This window comes from Micromonospora sp. SYSU B005 (genome assembly GCF_055362685.1).
Window position 1 is genome coordinate 372,632 of the sequence record NZ_JAXCFU010000004.1, and the last position, 14,520, is coordinate 387,151.

The window sequence follows — 14,520 nt, forward strand, 5'->3', positions numbered from 1 at the left end:
GCGCGCAGGTCAAGCACGACAGGCCCCGGCGAACCGCCGGGGCCTGTCGGGGCAGGGATGGATCAGCAGGCGTACGCCTCCAGCCGGTTCGCCCGCTCCGGGTCGCGCAGCTTGAGCAGCGTGACCTTCTCGATCTGCCGGATCCGCTCCCGGGACAGGCCGAACTCGCGGCCGACCTCGTCCAGCGTGCGCTGCCGGCCGTCGTCCAGGCCGAAGCGCAGCCGGATCACCGCCTGCTCCCGCTGGGACAGCGTGGCCAGCACGATGCGGACCTCGTTGCGCAGCTCGCCGTTGGTGGCGGCGTCGCCCGGCTCGGTTCGCGGGTCGACGGCGGCGACGAAGTCGCCGAGCGCGCTCTCGCCGTCCTCGCCGACGGCCTGGTCCAGGCTGACCGGCTCCCGGTCGTAGGAGATCAGCTCGATCACCTGGAACTCCGGGATCTCCAGCGCCGTGGCGACCTCGCTCACAGTGGGCTCGCGGCCCAGCGTCACCGACAGCTCGCGGCGTACCCGGACCATCCGGTTGACCTGCTCGACCATGTGCACCGGGATGCGGATGGTGCGGGCCTGGTCGGCCATGGCGCGGGTGATGGCCTGGCGGATCCACCAGGTGGCGTAGGTGGAGAACTTGTAGCCCTTGGTGTAGTCGAACTTCTCGACGGCGCGGATGAGGCCGAGGTTGCCTTCCTGGATGAGGTCGAGGAAGGCCATGCCGCGACCGGTGTAGCGCTTGGCGATGCTCACCACCAGCCGCAGGTTGGCCTCCAGCAGGTGGTCCTTGGCGGCGCGGCCCTCGGCCGCGATCAGCGCCAGGTCCGCGCGCAGCTCGGCGGAGACGGGGGTGCAGGTGGCCAGCTTCTCCTCGGCGAAGAGGCCGGCCTCGATCCGCTTGCTCAGCTCGACCTCCTGCGCCGCGGTGAGCAGCTTGGTGCGGCCGATGCCGTTCAGGTACGCCCGGACCAGGTCGGTGGAGACGCCGCGCTCGTCGGTGGCGTCGAGGTCCGTGAGGGTGATGTCCATGTCCTGGTGCTCGATCATCTGCTGGGTCATCTCTGTTCTCCCCGTGTCCGACGTGCCTACCGGTCCCGTGCCGCCCACGCGGTGGTGGCCGATGACAAACAGCTTGGCGGTCGGGGCGTGAGACGGGAGTGAGGCGATCGGGGACCCGACAGGAATCCACGTGGGAATCCGGCATTCCCTTGCCCGGCGCGGTTACCGTGCCACCGACCGGCCGTCGGGGCCGGCCCGGCACTGACGATCGGAGAACGTGGTGGTCTTCAAGCGGCTCATGCAGGCGATGGGTGTGGGCGGACCGTCGGTGGAGACGGTGCTGGCCAACCCGAACTGCCGCCCGGGCGGCGTTCTGGAGGGCCGGATCCAGGTGGTCGGCGGTGACCACCCGGTGGACGTGAGCTACATCGCACTCGGCCTGGTCACGCGGGTCGAGGTGGAGAGCTCCGACAGCGAGTACGACGTCAACCAGGAGTTCGGCCGGGCCCAGATGACCGGCCCGTTCCGGCTGGAGCCGGGGCAGCGTCACGACGTGCCGTTCCGCTTCCAGGTGCCCTGGGAGACCCCGCTGACCGACCTGTACGGCCAGCACCTGCACGGCATGACGATGGGTCTGCGTACCGAGCTGGAGGTGGCGCGGGCGATGGACAAGGGTGACCTGGACCCGGTGGCGGTGCACCCGCTGCCGGCCCACGAGCGGCTGCTGGAGGCGCTGCTGCGGCTGGGCTTCCGCTTCGCCCGTGCCGACGTCGAGCGCGGACACATCTACGGCCTGCACCAGCAGTTGCCGTTCTACCAGGAGATCGAGTTCTACCCGGCGCCGCAGTACGCGGGCGCGATGAACCAGCTGGAGGTCACCTTCGTGACCGATCCGCGCCAGGTCCACGTGGTGCTGGAGCTGGACAAGCGGGGCGGCCTGTTCACCGAGGGCCGCGACGCGTTCGGCCGGTTCACTGTGGACCACGCGACCGCGGACCACACGGACTGGGCCGCCCAGCTCGACGGCTGGCTGCGGCAGTCGCTGTCCCGCCGGGGCCTGTTCTTCTAGAGGTCGAGCACGAGGGTCCGGGGACCGACGTTGACGCTCTCCACCAGCATGTGGGCGCGGAACCGGCCGGTCTCCACCTTCGCGCCCCGGGACCGCAGCTGTTCGACCACGGCGTCCACCAGGGGTTCGGCCACCTCGGCGGGAGCGGCGGCGGTCCAGCTCGGCCGCCGGCCCTTGCGGGCGTCGCCGTAGAGCGTGAACTGGCTGACCACGAGCAGCGGCGCCCCGACGTCGGCGGCGCTGCGCTCGTCGTCGAGGATGCGCAGCTCGTGCAGCTTGCGGGCCATCGTGGCGGCCACCTGGGGGGTGTCGGTGTGGGTGACGCCGAGCAGCACCAGCAGCCCGTCGGAGATCTCGCCGGTCACCTCGTCGCCGACAGTCACCCGGGCCCGGCCGACGGTCTGCACCACCGCCCGCATCAGTCGGTCACCGGCTCGACGATGCCGCGCTCGACCAGGTGCGCCACGATCGGTCCGGCCGCCTCGGCCAGCTCGTCCGGCGCCACGTCGTGCGCGGCGGCCAGCAGGGCGAGCTGGTCGCGCAGCGGCAGCCGGCCGTCGGCGCCGCCGACCAGGGCGAGCACCAGCGGGTCGATCTCCTCCGACCAGCGCAGGCCGCGCGGCACGGCCAGGACCTGCCGGTCCACCGCCCAGCCGTCGTCGCCCATGGTGGCCTCCTGCCGGAGCTGGAGCCCTTCGGCGGCACGGTAGCGGGCGGCGAGCAGGCCCTCGGTGTCCCGGGCGCGCAGCCAGTCCTGCCTGGTGAACCACTCGCCGATCCGGTCGCCCAGCGGCGGCTCGACCCGCTGGCGCAGGTCCTCCACCCGCACGACCGGCTGGTCGTGGCCGGAGCGGCGCAGCGAGACGATGCCGAAGCCGATCGCCTCGACCTTGTACGCGTCGAACCAGTCCAGCCAGGCCGCCATCCGCTGCGGGTCGGCGCTCTCGCCGACGTCGGTGAGCCACAGGTTCACGTACGCCATCGGGTCGGCCACCTCGCGCTGGATCACCCAGGCGTCCAGGCCGGTGCCGGCGAACCAACCGGTGACCCGCTCGGCCCAGTCCTCGCCGGTGACGTGCACCCAGTTCGCCAGGTACTGCATGGTGCCGCCCTCGGTGAGCAGGTCCGGCGCGGCGGCGGCCAGCTCCGCGCCGATCGCGTCGCCGACCCGCCCGGAGTCCCGGTAGACGTGCGTGGTGGTGCCCGGGCCGACCACGAACGGCGGGTTGCTGACCACCAGGTCGAAGCGGCGCCCGGCTACCGGGGCGACCATGTCGCCGCGCAGCAGCTCCCAGTCCTGACCGTTGAGCGCGGCGGTGGTGGCGGCGAACCGCAGCGCCCGCTCGGAGACGTCGGTGGCGGTGACCCGGCGGGCGTGGGTGCCCAGGTGCAGCGCCTGCACGCCGGAACCGGTGCCCAGGTCGAGCGCGGTGTCCACGACCGGGCGCACGGCGGCCGAGATCAGCGTCTGGGTGGCGCCGCCGATGCCCAGCACGTGCTCGGAGTGCAGCGGGCGCCCGGGCCGCGCACTGGCGGGCACGTCGGCGAGCACCCACCAGTCGTCGCCGTACGGCTCCAGGTCGACCCCGGCGCGCAGGCCGTCGCCGTGCCGCTCCACGATGCCCCCGGCCAGCGCCTCGTCCAGCGCCAGCGGAGCCAGCGCGTCGGCGACCGCCGCCTCCGGCTCGGTCTGGTCGCAGATGAAGACGCGGATCAGCGTGGCCAGCCGGTCCCGGTCCTCGGTGGCGCGCAGCGCGGCCCGGTAGTCGTTGCGGGCCACCGCGCCGGTGGTCTGCGGGCCCAGGCGGTCGGCGATCCCGTTGGCGGTGAAGCGGGCGAGCGTCAGCGCGGTGCGCAGCGCGTCGACCCCGGCGGGGGAGAGCAGCATGTCGTGACGGTCCACGTGCTCATCCTGCCTCGGGCGTCGTCCGGCGTGGCGCGCACCCGCCGATCCATAACGTGGACCGTATCTATCGGCAACTATCTCTTTCATGTTTATCGATCTCTGGTTAGCATTCCTGCCAACATCCGTCGATGGGGTGATCCGGCCACAAACCGGGCTGCCCCGGTAGGGAGCCAGACGATGCCCGACGTGTCCCTTCCCCGGCGCCGCGCGCTGCGTGCGCTCGCCGTCACGGCCGCCGCCGCGGCCTTCGCCGCCGCCGCCTCCACGCCCGCTCTCGCCGCACCCACCGGGGAGATCCGGTACGCCGGTGCCGCCGACGCCGTCAGCGGCAGCTACGTGGTCGTGCTCAAGGGCGACGCGGTCGGCACCGCGAACACCCTCGCCGCCCGTACCGCCGTGCCGGACCGGGCCGCCGGCCTGGCCAAGCGCTACGGCGGCAACGTCGGCACGGTGTGGAGCTCCGCTCTCACCGGCTACAGCGCGAAGATGACCCCCGCCCAGGCGCGCCGGCTCGCCGCCGACCCGTCCGTCGCGTACGTCGAGCAGGACCGCGTCATGACCACCCAGGGCACCCAGACCGGCGCCACCTGGGGCCTGGACCGGATCGACCAGCGCAACCTGCCGCTGAACAGCACCTTCACCTACCCGAACACCGCCAGCAACGTGCGCGCCTACATCATCGACACGGGCATCCGCACCACGCACAGCGACTTCGGCGGCCGGGCCACCTGGGGCACCAACACCGTCGACACCAACAACACCGACTGCAACGGCCACGGCACCCACGTCGCCGGCACCGTCGGCGGCACCAAGTACGGCGTGGCCAAGGGTGTGCGCCTGGTCGCCGTCAAGGTGCTCAACTGCTCCGGCAGCGGCACCACCGCCGGCGTGATCAGCGGCGTCAACTGGGTCACCTCGAACGCGGTGAAGCCGGCCGTGGCGAACATGAGCCTCGGCGGCGGCGCCAGCACCACGCTGGACAACGCGGTGGCCAACTCGATCAACTCCGGCATCACGTACGCGCTCGCGGCCGGCAACTCCAGCGCCAACGCGTGCAACTCGTCGCCGGCCCGGGTCGCCTCGGCGATCACGGTGGGCGCCACCACCAGCACCGACGCCCGTGCCTCCTACTCGAACTACGGCTCCTGCGTGGACATCTTCGCCCCGGGTTCGTCGATCACCTCGGCGTGGCGTACCAGCGACACCGCCACCAACACGATCAGCGGCACCTCGATGGCGTCCCCGCACGTGGCCGGCGCGGCGGCGCTCGTCCTGTCCGCCAACACCTCCTACACCCCGGCTCAGGTGGCCAGCTACCTGACCAGCAACGCCACCACCGGCAAGGTGACCAGCCCGGGCTCGGGCTCGCCGAACCGGCTGCTCTTCGTCGTCAACTGACGACACCGGTGACCTGACCACACCGTGGGCCGCGGCCCGGTGGACCTCCCAGGGGTCCGCCGGGCCGCGTCACGTGGTCGGGGAGTCGCCGCCCCTGACCGGCGGGCGGCGCGGCACTATGGTCCCCATGACGCTGTCACTGCCCATCGACCCGCAGGCGAACGAACTGCTGGGCCGCAGCCCGCTGGCCCTGCTCCTCGGCATGGTGCTGGACCAGCAGATCGTCCAACCAGGGAAAATGGCGTTCTAGGTCGCGCGGAGTCGGATTCAGGGGCGCGGGTTGTGGACTGGCTCGGCGTCGTCCGGCCAGTTCGACGTGAAGATCCAGTCGAGGCCATCCTCCCCGTCCGTATCCAGATGGGGAGCGCGACGCAGGCCGGCGCGTGCCGCGACCTTCAGCGACGCCGCGTTGTCGGGTCGGACTCTCGCGATGATCGGATAGTCGGGCAGGTGCGCGGTTGCCCAGTTGACGACGGCGGTGGCGGCTTCGGTGGCTACTCCGTTGCCCCAGGCCAGCGGGTCAAGGCGGTAGAAGAGGTTCAAGATGGTGCGGCCGTGCAGCTGCATCAGCTTGATGCCGCAAAAGCCGAGCGGCTGATGGGTCCGCAGCTGGCTGTGGACGGTCCAGTAGCCGAAGCCGTGCTGGTTCCAGTGTTCGTTCCAGCGTTGGTAGCGCTCCTCGGCTTCTGCACGTGTGGCAAGCGCGTCAGCCGGATTGTGGGCGTATGCCGTTGGATCGCTGTGGATTCGATAGATGGTGTCGATGTCAGCGTGGGTCGGGCGGCGTAGCGACAGCCGGGGAGTCTGCACTTCTTCGTTGTCGATCAGGTCGGCGTGGCCCATGTCTGGATCTTCTCCTTCCGGTGCCATCGGGTGGAGGTTCGACTTGGTGGCACCTTCGACACGTCAGGTAATCGTTGGTGGCGGAGTTTGGTGAGGGACCATGACTGCCATGACACTGTCCTTGCCCATAGATCCTGCGGCGAACGAACTTCTCAATCGGAATGCGCTGGCCCTTGTTCTCGGGCTCGTCCTGGACCAGCAGGTGCCGATGGAGAAGGCGTTCTCCTCCCCGTACGTGCTGGCGCAGCGGCTCGGCCACGAGCCCGACGCCGCGGAGCTGGCCGGGTACGACCCGGAGGCGCTGGTGGAGATCTTCGCCCGGCCGCCCGCGCTGCACCGCTTCCCCAAGGCGATGGCGGCCCGCGTTCAGGAGGTGTGCCGGGCGCTCGTCGAGCGTTACGACGGCGACCCGGCCCGGCTCTGGTCCGACGTGACAGACGGCCGGGAGCTGCTGCGCCGGGTGGGTGAGCTGCCCGGGTTCGGCCGGCAGAAGGCACAGATCTTCGTCGCGCTGCTCGGCAAGCGGTTCGGGATCACCCCGGACGGCTGGCGCGAGGCGGCCGGCGACTACGGCGACGCGGACGCCCACCGGTCGGTCGCGGACGTGACCGATCCGGAGTCGCTGCGCCGCGTACGCGAGTTCAAGCAGCGGATGAAGGCGGAGGCGAAGGCCGCGAAGGGCTGATCCGCCGCCCGCCGCCGCAACCGGCCCGCCGTCCCTGTCGTTTGTTGCCAGGACGGGGGGACGGGGGCGGACGATGACCGAGCAGCGGGGCGGGGCGCTGCTGCGTACCGCGTCCAGTCCCGGGCGGGCCACCTTTCTGGAGCTCTTCTTCGACCTGGTCTTCGTGTTCGCGCTGACCCGGGTCTCCCAGCGGCTGATCAGCGGTCTGGACGGCTCCGCCGGGGCGGTGGCCGCCGACGTGGGCAGGACCCTGCTGCTGTTCCTGGTGCTCTGGCAGGTCTGGACGATCACCACCTGGGTGACCAGCCGGTACGAGCCGGAGCGCACCGTCATCCAGGTCGTCGTGGTCGGCACGATGTTCGGCAGCCTGGTGCTGGGCGTGACGCTGCCGCGCGCCCTGGAGGAGCGGGCGCTGCCGTTCGCGCTCGCGTACGTGGTGGTGATGGTCGGCCGGCCGCTGCTGATCTTGGTGGCGTTGCGCGCGCACCCGCGGCGCCTGGTGCCGCTGCGGCTGGCCGCCTGGGCGGGATTCAGCGCCCCGCTCTGGATCGCCGGCGCGCTGATGCCCGGTCCCCGCCTGGCGCTGTGGGTCGTCGCGCTGGCGGTGGACCACCTCGGCACGATTCTGGGCTGGCCGCTGCCGTGGATCGGGGCCTCGCGCATCCGGCAGTGGCTCGTCGCCGGGGAGCACCTGGCCGAGCGCTACCAGCAGATCTTCCTCATCGCGCTCGGTGAGTCGATCCTGGTGATCGGCGTGACCTTCAGCGGGAAGGAGTTCTCCGGCGACGCGGCGGTGGCGTTCGCGATCTCGTTCGTGATCACGGCGTTGCTCTGGCGGATCTACTTCTACCGGGCCGGTCACCTGCTCGCGGAGGCGCTGCGGGTGGCCGGCACGCCGGGACGGCTGGCCGAGTCGGCGGCGCAGACCCACCTGTTCATGGTGCTCGGCGTGATCGGCGCGGCGGTCGGCTACGAGCTGGTCATCACCCACCCGTACGACACGGCCCGGCCGAGCTGGTGGTGCTGGTGCTGCTCCTGCCCGCGCTGGCGGCCGTGCCGGCGATGTTCGCGCTCGGTGCGGTGGCAGTCGTGCTGGCGATCGTCGCGTTCGCCGACGCCCGCCGGGCCTGGCACCGGCCGCCGGAGGCCCCCGCCTCGCCGATCGGGCGGGAGGCGCTCGGCGAGGCCGGCCCCGAGGCGTGAGCGGTCAGGCTGCGGTCGGGCGGGACAGCGACGCCAGCGCGCGGCGCACGTCGGCCAGCGAGACGGTGGCGGAGTCGTCCAGGTCGGCCAGGCCGGCCTCGATCCACTGCCGCATCAACGTGGTCACGCCGATGCCGCGCGCGTCGGCGGCGGCGCGGACCCGCTCGTACGTCTCCAGCGGAAGCCGGACCGACCGGCTGACCATCGGCACGTCGGTGTCGGGGGTGGGCAGCTGCGCCGGTGACGTGTCGTCGATCAGCTCGGCGAACGCGTCGCCTCCGGCGTGGAACCGCTTGGTCGCCTCGTCACGATGCATCGTGACCGCCTCCTCGTCGGCGTGATCTCCGCACCGCCTCGTCGTAGCGCTTGGCCTCGACGTCGCTCAGCTCGCGGGCGGAGAGGATGTCCCAGTCGTTGTCGGTGCCGTCGGCCTCGGCCAGCAGCACGGCGAGCCGCCGGCCCCGGTGGTCGGTGGCGTAGACCACCATCACGTCGTCACCGAGGTGCCGGATGACCCGGCGGTTGCTGTGCAGGGCCTCCCAGACTTCCCCGGGTGTGACGTCGTAGACCCGCAGGTTCGCCAGCGCCTCGTCGGTGAAGCTGAACCGGTTGGCCACGGGCGAAGCGTACCACGCACGTAACACGCGTCCGGCTGTCACGAATTTCGCCGATCATCCGTCCGGAGTGACAGGATGGGCCCTATCCCCTCGTAGGAGGTCCGTGGTGAAGCGTCAGGCGTACCAGCCGATACTGATCACCGACGCCCCGCGCAGCCAGGACGACCAGCTCAACAGCCGGCAGAAGCGATACGTGCTGATGATGGCCATCCGGGTCGCGTGTCTGGTGGCGGGCGCGATCCTGGTCGGCGCGAAGGCCCCACTGCTCTGGCTCTGGCTGCCGCTGTGCGCGCTCGGCATGGTGCTCGTGCCCTGGCTCGCCGTGCTGCTCGCCAACGACCGGCCGCCCAAGGAGGAGCACCGGCTGGCGAACCGGTTCCAGAACCGGCGCCGCGAGGAGCCCGCCCCCACGGCCGTGACCGCCGAGGAGAACCCGCACAAGATCATCGACGCCGAGCCCTGACCAGCCCGGGCGGAGCACCGCCCGGACCGGCCACCGCCCGTCAGGGCGCCGGGCGGGCGCCCACAGTCGTCACGGCGAGCGCGCCCAGGTCACCGGCGCGGGCCAGCGCGGCACGCGGGTCGGCCCCGGCCAGCCACGCGGTGAGCAGCCCGGCTGCGAACGCGTCGCCGGCGCCGGTCACGTCCACCACGTCCACCCCGGGCGCCGGCGCGAACTCCACCACACCGCCGCGCTCCACCCACACCGCGCCCGCCGCGCCGCGCTTGACCACCACCCGGTGCGCCACGGCTGTCAGCGCCCGCGCCTGCGCCGCCGGGTCCAGCCCGCCGGCCAGCACCGTCGCCTCGTCCGTGTTGACCAGCAGCAGGTCGACGTCGCGTACCCAGGTCAGGAACGCCCCGCCGACGCGCCGCAGCGGCGCCGCGGACGCCGCGTCGACGCTGACGGTCAGCCCGCGCTCGCGGGCGGTGGCCAGCGCGCGCAGGCCGGCGCCGCGCGACCCGACGTCCAACAGGGTGTACGCGGACAGGTGCAGATGCCCGGCGTCGGGCGCGGCGGCCAGCGCCGCGTCCACGTGCCCGGCGGTCAGCCGCAGGTTCGCGCCCCGCTGGCTGATCATCGTGCGCTCCCCGTCGTGGGCGAGCACGATGACGGTGCCGGTCGGGTAGCCCTCGTGCCGCTCCACCGCGCAGTCCACACCGATCCGGGTCAGCTCGGCCACCCGCTCCCGGCCGGTCTCGTCGTCGCCGACGGCGGCGACCAGCGTCACCGCGGCGCCCTGCCCGGCGAGCCAGGCCGCGGTGTTCGCCGCCTGCCCGCCGCCGCTGAACCGGATCCCGGCCGCGGTGTCCGAGCCGGTGGCGAGCGGCCCGGACAGCACCGCGAGCACGTCGGTGATCACGTCGCCGACGACGACTATTCGCGGCGTGGCGCTCATGGGGCGCGGCGGGTCGCCGCGGCGACCGCGATCCGGGCCGCGAGGTCGGCGTTACGCAGGATGATCCGGACGTTCACCGCCAGGCTCGCGCCCTCGGTCGCCGAATGGAAGTGCGACAGCAGGAACGGGGTGACCGCCTTGCCGGTGATCCCCTCGCGGGCCAGCGCGGCCAGCCCTTCGGCGAGCGTGCGGTCGTGCAGCGCCGGGTCGAGCTGCTCGTCGGCGGGCAGCGGGTTGGCCACCACCAGGCCACCGTGGTGCACGCCGTGCGCCGCGCGGGCGGCCAGCACGTCCGCCACCTGCTCCGGCGACTCGACCGACCAGTCCAGGTCGAAGCCCGAGTCGGTCAGGTAGAAGCCGGGGAAGCGGCGGGTGCGGTAGCCGACCACGCCCACCCCGAGCGTCTCCAGCCGCTCCAGCGTGGCGCCCACGTCGAGGATCGACTTCACCCCGGCGCAGACCACGGCGATCGGCGTCCGGGCCAGCGTGACCAGGTCGGCCGACTCGTCGAACGTCTGCGCCGCCTCCCGGTGCACGCCGCCGAGCCCACCGGTGGCGAACACGCCGATCCCGGCCGCCGCCGCGACAGCGCTCGTGGCCGCCACGGTGGTGGCGCCGTCAGCGCCGGTTGCCGCCGCCGGGGCCAGATCGCGGACCGAGAGCTTGCTCACGCCGTCGACGGTGGCGAGCCGGGTGAGCTGGGCGTCGTCCAGCCCCACCCGCAGCTCGCCGGCGACCATGCCGATGGTGGCCGGCACCGCCCCCGCGTCCCGTACCGCCTGCTCGATCTCGCGCGCCACCCGCAGGTTGTCCGGGCGGGGCAGCCCGTGCGAGACGATCGTGCTCTCCAACGCCACGACCGGGCGGCCGTCCCGCAGGGCGTCGGCCACCTCACTACCGAGACTGATGTGAAAGTTGGTCACGTCGGTTACCGTACGGGCCGCTTCCGGCCGGGGCCCAGGTGGACCGGGGCGGACCGACCTGCAAAACTGGAACGCCGGAGGTGTAGTCGTGAGCACAGAGGTTCTCGAGCGTCCCGAGCTGAAGGACGCGGACACTGGTCCGGAGATGTTCCACTACGTCCGCAAGGAGAAGATCGCCGAGAGTGCCGTCATGGGCACCTACGTGGTCGCACTCTGCGGCGAGACGTTCCCGGTCACCAAGGCGGCCAAGCCGGGTTCGCCCGTCTGCCCGAAGTGCAAGGAGATCTACGACTCGTACTCCGAGTGACAGCGGGCGGCTCCGCCGCCCCTGGACGTAACCTGCGGCGGTGACCACCTCCACCGCCCTGCTTCTCGCCGACCTGACCGGCGTGGCGGTCTTCGCCGCCTCCGGCGCCTCCGCGGCGGTGGCGAAACGGCTCGACCTGTTCGGCGTGGTCTTCGTCGGCGTGGTCGCCGCGCTCGGCGGCGGCATCTTCCGCGACCTGGCCATCGACGAGGTGCCCCCACTGGCGTTCGCCGACTGGCGCTACGCCGCCACCGCGGCGGTCGTCGCCACGGCCGTGTTCTGGCTGCACCCCCAGCTCGCCCGGCTGCGCACCACGGTGCTGGTGCTCGACGCCGCCGGCCTCGGCCTGTTCACCGTCACCGGCACGCTCAAGGCCCTCGACGCCGCCGTGCCGGCGGTCGGCGCCTGCATGATCGGCATGCTCACCGCCATCGGCGGCGGTCTCGGCCGGGACCTGCTCACCGGCGAGATCCCGGTGGTGCTGCGCCGCGAGATCTACGCCCTCGCGGCGCTCGCCGGAGCGATCACTGTGGCGCTGCTGTCGGCGTGCGGACAGGCCACCGCCGTGCCGCTGACCGGCGCCGTGCTGCTCGTGTTCGGGCTGCGCCTGATCGCGCTGCGCCGGCGCTGGTCCGCCCCGGTGGCGACGATGCGGCCGCCACGCACCGGCACCCGGGGACCACTGACCTGACCCGCCCTGCGCCGGGGCGGGCGGATGTGACAGGCGTGGCGTCGAGTGGGGCGTACGGCCCGCGCTGGTTATGCTGAACCGGCCTTCGCGGCACCGGATGCGCGAGGGCGTTTTCATGGGCGGCGGCTCCCGTGGCCCCGGTCGGGCCCGCCGCCGTCCGCGGCGGAGAGGAGCTACGCGTGCCACCGCGGATGCCGACGCTCGACACGTTCCCGCCCCTGCGCGCCTGGCAACGCAAGGCGCTCGTCGAATACCTGCGCCGCCGGACCGAGGACTTCACCGCGGTCGCCACGCCCGGCGCCGGCAAGACCACGTTCGCGCTGCGCATCGCCGCCGAGCTGCTCGCCGACGGCACCGTCGAGGCGGTGACCGTGGTCGCGCCGACCGAGCACCTGAAGACCCAGTGGGCACAGGCCGCCGCCCGGGTCGGCATCCAGCTCGACGCCGCGTTCCGCAACGCCGACCTGCACTCCGCCGCCGACTTCCACGGCGCGGTGGTCACCTACGCCCAGGTGGGCATGGCGCCGCAGGTGCACCGGCGGCGCACCATGACCCGGCGCACGCTCGTCATCCTGGACGAGATCCACCACGCCGGCGACTCGCGTACCTGGGGCGACGGCGTGAAGGCGGCCTTCGAGCCCGCGGTACGCCGGCTGATGCTCACCGGTACGCCGTTCCGCTCCGACGACAACCCGATCCCGTTCGTCAGCTACGAGCGCGGCGGCGACGGGCTGCTGCGCTCGCGCGCCGACTCGGTCTACGGCTACTCCGACGCGCTGCGCGAGGGCGTGGTCCGGCCGGTGCTGTTCCTGGCGTACTCGGGGGAGACCCGCTGGCGCACGAACGCCGGTGAGGAACTGGCCGCCCGCCTCGGCGAGCCGATGACGCAGGACCTGATCGCCCAGGCGTGGCGTACCGCGCTGGACCCGGCCGGCGACTGGATGCCGCAGGTGCTGCGTGCCGCCGACGCCCGGCTGAGCGTGCTGCGCGCCAACGGCATGCCTGATGCGGGCGGCCTGGTCATCGCCAGCGACCAGCAGGTGGCCCGCTCGTACGCGAAGCTGCTGGAGCAGGTGACCGGTGAGAAGGCCGCAGTGGTGCTCTCCGACGACCAGGGCGCGTCCGCGCGGATCGCGACGTTCGCCGCCTCCCAGCAGCGGTGGCTGGTCGCGGTGCGGATGGTGTCCGAGGGCGTCGACATCCCCCGGCTCGCCGTCGGCGTGTATGCGACGAGTGCCAGCACCCCGCTGTACTTCGCGCAGGCGATCGGCCGGTTCGTCCGGGCCCGCCGTTCCGGCGAGACCGCGTCGGTTTTCCTGCCCAGCGTGCCGCACCTGCTCGGGCTCGCCAGCGAGATGGAGGCCGAGCGGGACCACGTGCTCGGCAAGCCGAAGGACCGCGAGGGCTTCGACGACGACCTGCTGGAGCGCGCCCAGCGCGACGACGGCGCCAGCGGGGAGCTGGAGAAGCGTTTCGCGGCGCTCTCCGCGACCGCCGAGCTGGACCAGGTGATCTTCGACGGCGCCTCGTTCGGCACCGCCGCCCAGGCCGGCACGCCCGAGGAGGAGGAATACCTCGGTCTGCCCGGTCTGCTCACCGCCGACCAGGTCTCGCTGCTGCTGACGAAGCGGCAGGCCGAGCAGCTCGCCGCGCAGAAGCGCCGGGCCGCCCAGCGGACCGCTGAGCCGGCCGCTGCGGCCCCGGCGGCGGCGCCCCCACCGATGAGTGCCGCCCAGCGTCGGGTGGCGCTACGGCGGCAGCTGAACGCCCTGGTGGCCGCCCGGCACCACCACACCGGCCAGCCGCACGGGAAGATCCACGCCGAGCTGCGCCGGATCTGCGGCGGCCCGCCCAGCGCGCAGGCCACGATCGAGCAGCTCGAGGAGCGCATCGCCACCGTGCAGACCCTGTAAGGAAGGGCCCCCTGTTAACGCCTCCGGTAGAGCAGGGGCCCCTCCTTAGCACCGGGCGGCACCGCGCGGCATCAGGCGGCACCCGCACGAAAAACCGGCCGGAGGCTCCCCTTGCGGGTGCCTCCGGCCGGTCATGTCGGGTTGTGGACTTCTTGTCGGACCTCAGTTCGCCATGAGATCGGCGCCTCGCCAGCTGAACTCCGGGTCCGACGCGTAGCGCACGGTGATCTTGATCAGATCCTCCGCGTACTTGTTCGCGTGGTGCCCACAGAACACCAGCTCGCTCCCACCCGCCAGAGTGATCCGGAGCTTGCCGGCAGCATTGCAGCGGTCGCACCGTTCATCGGCGGCCGGGGGGCTCACCGTCTCGGGCGGCGGCGTGAGGGTCGGGGTCATCGCCTTCCTCCTCTGGTCGTCACCGATGAACACTCTCTTCGGTTGCTCACCTATCGTGCAACACCCATCTCGGGCCCTGCCTTCCCTGTGTGCCCGCGGGGGACCGAGGTCACACCTGGCGTGGAGGACAGTGTGCCGTGCACCAAGGGTGCCACGTCAACGATCACAAACAGGCAACCG

17 protein-coding genes are annotated in these 14,520 nt (G+C 72.4%); 9 read left to right on the forward strand and 8 right to left on the reverse strand.

The window, feature by feature from the left end:
* Positions 1 to 62: 62 nt before the first annotated feature.
* Positions 63 to 1,049 (reverse strand): RNA polymerase sigma factor SigB, encoded by a 987-nt coding sequence (gene sigB / locus SM452_RS13305; RefSeq protein WP_463840004.1) that lies wholly within the window; start codon positions 1,047 to 1,049, stop codon positions 63 to 65.
* A 220-nt stretch (positions 1,050 to 1,269) separates the two neighbouring features.
* Between sigB and SM452_RS13310 the strand changes: the two genes are divergently transcribed.
* On the forward strand, positions 1,270 to 2,058 hold the full coding sequence (locus SM452_RS13310; protein WP_262013655.1) for a sporulation protein: 789 nt from the start codon (positions 1,270 to 1,272) through the stop codon (positions 2,056 to 2,058).
* On the opposite strand, the gene dtd is transcribed toward SM452_RS13310, so the two are convergent.
* Together dtd and SM452_RS13320 are read right to left on the reverse strand one after the other, a co-directional pair.
* Positions 2,055 to 2,477, reverse strand: a complete 423-nt coding sequence (gene dtd / locus SM452_RS13315; RefSeq protein ID WP_262013555.1) for a D-aminoacyl-tRNA deacylase — start codon at positions 2,475 to 2,477, stop codon at positions 2,055 to 2,057. The two genes, SM452_RS13310 and dtd, sit on opposite strands and share 4 nt — an antisense overlap.
* Positions 2,477 to 3,961: a DUF7782 domain-containing protein gene (locus SM452_RS13320; RefSeq protein ID WP_355507106.1), complete on the reverse strand. Its 1,485-nt coding sequence runs from the start codon at positions 3,959 to 3,961 to the stop codon at positions 2,477 to 2,479. The genes dtd and SM452_RS13320 overlap by 1 nt, the downstream gene beginning before the upstream one ends.
* Positions 3,962 to 4,141: 180 nt before the next feature.
* Between SM452_RS13320 and SM452_RS13325 the strand changes: the two genes are divergently transcribed.
* Both SM452_RS13325 and SM452_RS13330 read left to right on the forward strand, forming a co-directional pair.
* On the forward strand, positions 4,142 to 5,362 hold the full coding sequence (locus SM452_RS13325) for a S8 family peptidase (RefSeq protein WP_194802991.1): 1,221 nt from the start codon (positions 4,142 to 4,144) through the stop codon (positions 5,360 to 5,362).
* Positions 5,363 to 5,489: 127 nt separating this feature from the next.
* Positions 5,490 to 5,612, forward strand: a complete 123-nt coding sequence (locus SM452_RS13330; RefSeq protein WP_355507108.1) for a hypothetical protein — start codon at positions 5,490 to 5,492, stop codon at positions 5,610 to 5,612.
* A 17-nt stretch (positions 5,613 to 5,629) separates the two neighbouring features.
* On the opposite strand, the gene SM452_RS13335 is transcribed toward SM452_RS13330, so the two are convergent.
* Positions 5,630 to 6,205 carry a GNAT family N-acetyltransferase gene (locus SM452_RS13335; RefSeq protein WP_355507110.1) on the reverse strand — a complete coding sequence of 192 codons (576 nt, stop codon included), beginning with the start codon at positions 6,203 to 6,205 and terminating at the stop codon, positions 5,630 to 5,632.
* 100 nt (positions 6,206 to 6,305) lie between these two features.
* Here SM452_RS13335 and SM452_RS13340 point away from each other — a divergent pair, with 100 nt between their 5' ends.
* Both SM452_RS13340 and SM452_RS13345 read left to right on the forward strand, forming a co-directional pair.
* Positions 6,306 to 6,890 carry an HhH-GPD-type base excision DNA repair protein gene (locus tag SM452_RS13340; protein WP_355507112.1) on the forward strand — a complete coding sequence of 195 codons (585 nt, stop codon included), beginning with the start codon at positions 6,306 to 6,308 and terminating at the stop codon, positions 6,888 to 6,890.
* 73 nt (positions 6,891 to 6,963) lie between these two features.
* On the forward strand, positions 6,964 to 8,337 hold the full coding sequence (locus SM452_RS13345; protein WP_463840005.1) for a low temperature requirement protein A: 1,374 nt from the start codon (positions 6,964 to 6,966) through the stop codon (positions 8,335 to 8,337).
* 61 nt (positions 8,338 to 8,398) lie between these two features.
* Here the strand turns inward: SM452_RS13345 and SM452_RS13350 are convergent, their stop codons facing one another.
* Positions 8,399 to 8,710 carry a hypothetical protein gene (locus SM452_RS13350; RefSeq protein ID WP_262013550.1) on the reverse strand — a complete coding sequence of 104 codons (312 nt, stop codon included), beginning with the start codon at positions 8,708 to 8,710 and terminating at the stop codon, positions 8,399 to 8,401.
* Between the two features lie 106 nt (positions 8,711 to 8,816).
* Here SM452_RS13350 and SM452_RS13355 point away from each other — a divergent pair, with 106 nt between their 5' ends.
* Positions 8,817 to 9,173 carry a DUF3099 domain-containing protein gene (locus SM452_RS13355; RefSeq protein WP_463840026.1) on the forward strand — a complete coding sequence of 119 codons (357 nt, stop codon included), beginning with the start codon at positions 8,817 to 8,819 and terminating at the stop codon, positions 9,171 to 9,173.
* A gap of 40 nt (positions 9,174 to 9,213) precedes the next feature.
* Here the strand turns inward: SM452_RS13355 and SM452_RS13360 are convergent, their stop codons facing one another.
* Both SM452_RS13360 and SM452_RS13365 read right to left on the reverse strand, forming a co-directional pair.
* Entirely contained in the window at positions 9,214 to 10,110 is an 897-nt protein-coding gene (locus SM452_RS13360) for a carbohydrate kinase family protein (protein ID WP_262013549.1), read from the reverse strand.
* A complete protein-coding gene (locus tag SM452_RS13365) occupies positions 10,107 to 11,033 on the reverse strand; it encodes a pseudouridine-5'-phosphate glycosidase (RefSeq protein WP_355507116.1) in 927 nt (308 codons plus the stop codon). The genes SM452_RS13360 and SM452_RS13365 overlap by 4 nt, the downstream gene beginning before the upstream one ends.
* A gap of 88 nt (positions 11,034 to 11,121) precedes the next feature.
* Here SM452_RS13365 and SM452_RS13370 point away from each other — a divergent pair, with 88 nt between their 5' ends.
* The 3 genes from SM452_RS13370 (at position 11,122) to SM452_RS13380 (ending at position 13,944) form a co-directional block, all read left to right on the forward strand.
* Positions 11,122 to 11,340, forward strand: a complete 219-nt coding sequence (locus SM452_RS13370) for a DUF3039 domain-containing protein (protein ID WP_091579574.1) — start codon at positions 11,122 to 11,124, stop codon at positions 11,338 to 11,340.
* Positions 11,341 to 11,380: 40 nt separating this feature from the next.
* Entirely contained in the window at positions 11,381 to 12,031 is a 651-nt protein-coding gene (locus SM452_RS13375) for a trimeric intracellular cation channel family protein (protein ID WP_262013547.1), read from the forward strand.
* A gap of 179 nt (positions 12,032 to 12,210) precedes the next feature.
* Positions 12,211 to 13,944 (forward strand): DEAD/DEAH box helicase, encoded by a 1,734-nt coding sequence (locus tag SM452_RS13380; protein ID WP_262013546.1) that lies wholly within the window; start codon positions 12,211 to 12,213, stop codon positions 13,942 to 13,944.
* Between the two features lie 162 nt (positions 13,945 to 14,106).
* On the opposite strand, the gene SM452_RS13385 is transcribed toward SM452_RS13380, so the two are convergent.
* Complete coding sequence (locus tag SM452_RS13385; RefSeq protein ID WP_262013545.1) at positions 14,107 to 14,340, reverse strand: DUF7455 domain-containing protein; 234 nt, start codon at positions 14,338 to 14,340, stop codon at positions 14,107 to 14,109.
* Positions 14,341 to 14,520 lie beyond the last annotated feature (180 nt).

Bases quoted from the DNA above. Each gene is read 5' to 3' on its own strand.
- sigB (WP_463840004.1), bottom strand. From the start codon at position 1,049: ATGACCCAGCAGATGATCGAGCACCAGGACATGGACATCACCCTCACG.
- dtd (WP_262013555.1), bottom strand. From the start codon at position 2,477: ATGCGGGCGGTGGTGCAGACCGTCGGCCGGGCCCGGGTGACTGTCGGC.
- SM452_RS13325 (WP_194802991.1), top strand. From the start codon at position 4,142: ATGCCCGACGTGTCCCTTCCCCGGCGCCGCGCGCTGCGTGCGCTCGCC.
- SM452_RS13330 (WP_355507108.1), top strand. From the start codon at position 5,490: ATGACGCTGTCACTGCCCATCGACCCGCAGGCGAACGAACTGCTGGGC.
- SM452_RS13335 (WP_355507110.1), bottom strand. From the start codon at position 6,205: ATGGGCCACGCCGACCTGATCGACAACGAAGAAGTGCAGACTCCCCGG.
- SM452_RS13340 (WP_355507112.1), top strand. From the start codon at position 6,306: ATGACTGCCATGACACTGTCCTTGCCCATAGATCCTGCGGCGAACGAA.
- SM452_RS13345 (WP_463840005.1), top strand. From the start codon at position 6,964: ATGACCGAGCAGCGGGGCGGGGCGCTGCTGCGTACCGCGTCCAGTCCC.
- SM452_RS13360 (WP_262013549.1), bottom strand. From the start codon at position 10,110: ATGAGCGCCACGCCGCGAATAGTCGTCGTCGGCGACGTGATCACCGAC.
- SM452_RS13385 (WP_262013545.1), bottom strand. From the start codon at position 14,340: ATGACCCCGACCCTCACGCCGCCGCCCGAGACGGTGAGCCCCCCGGCC.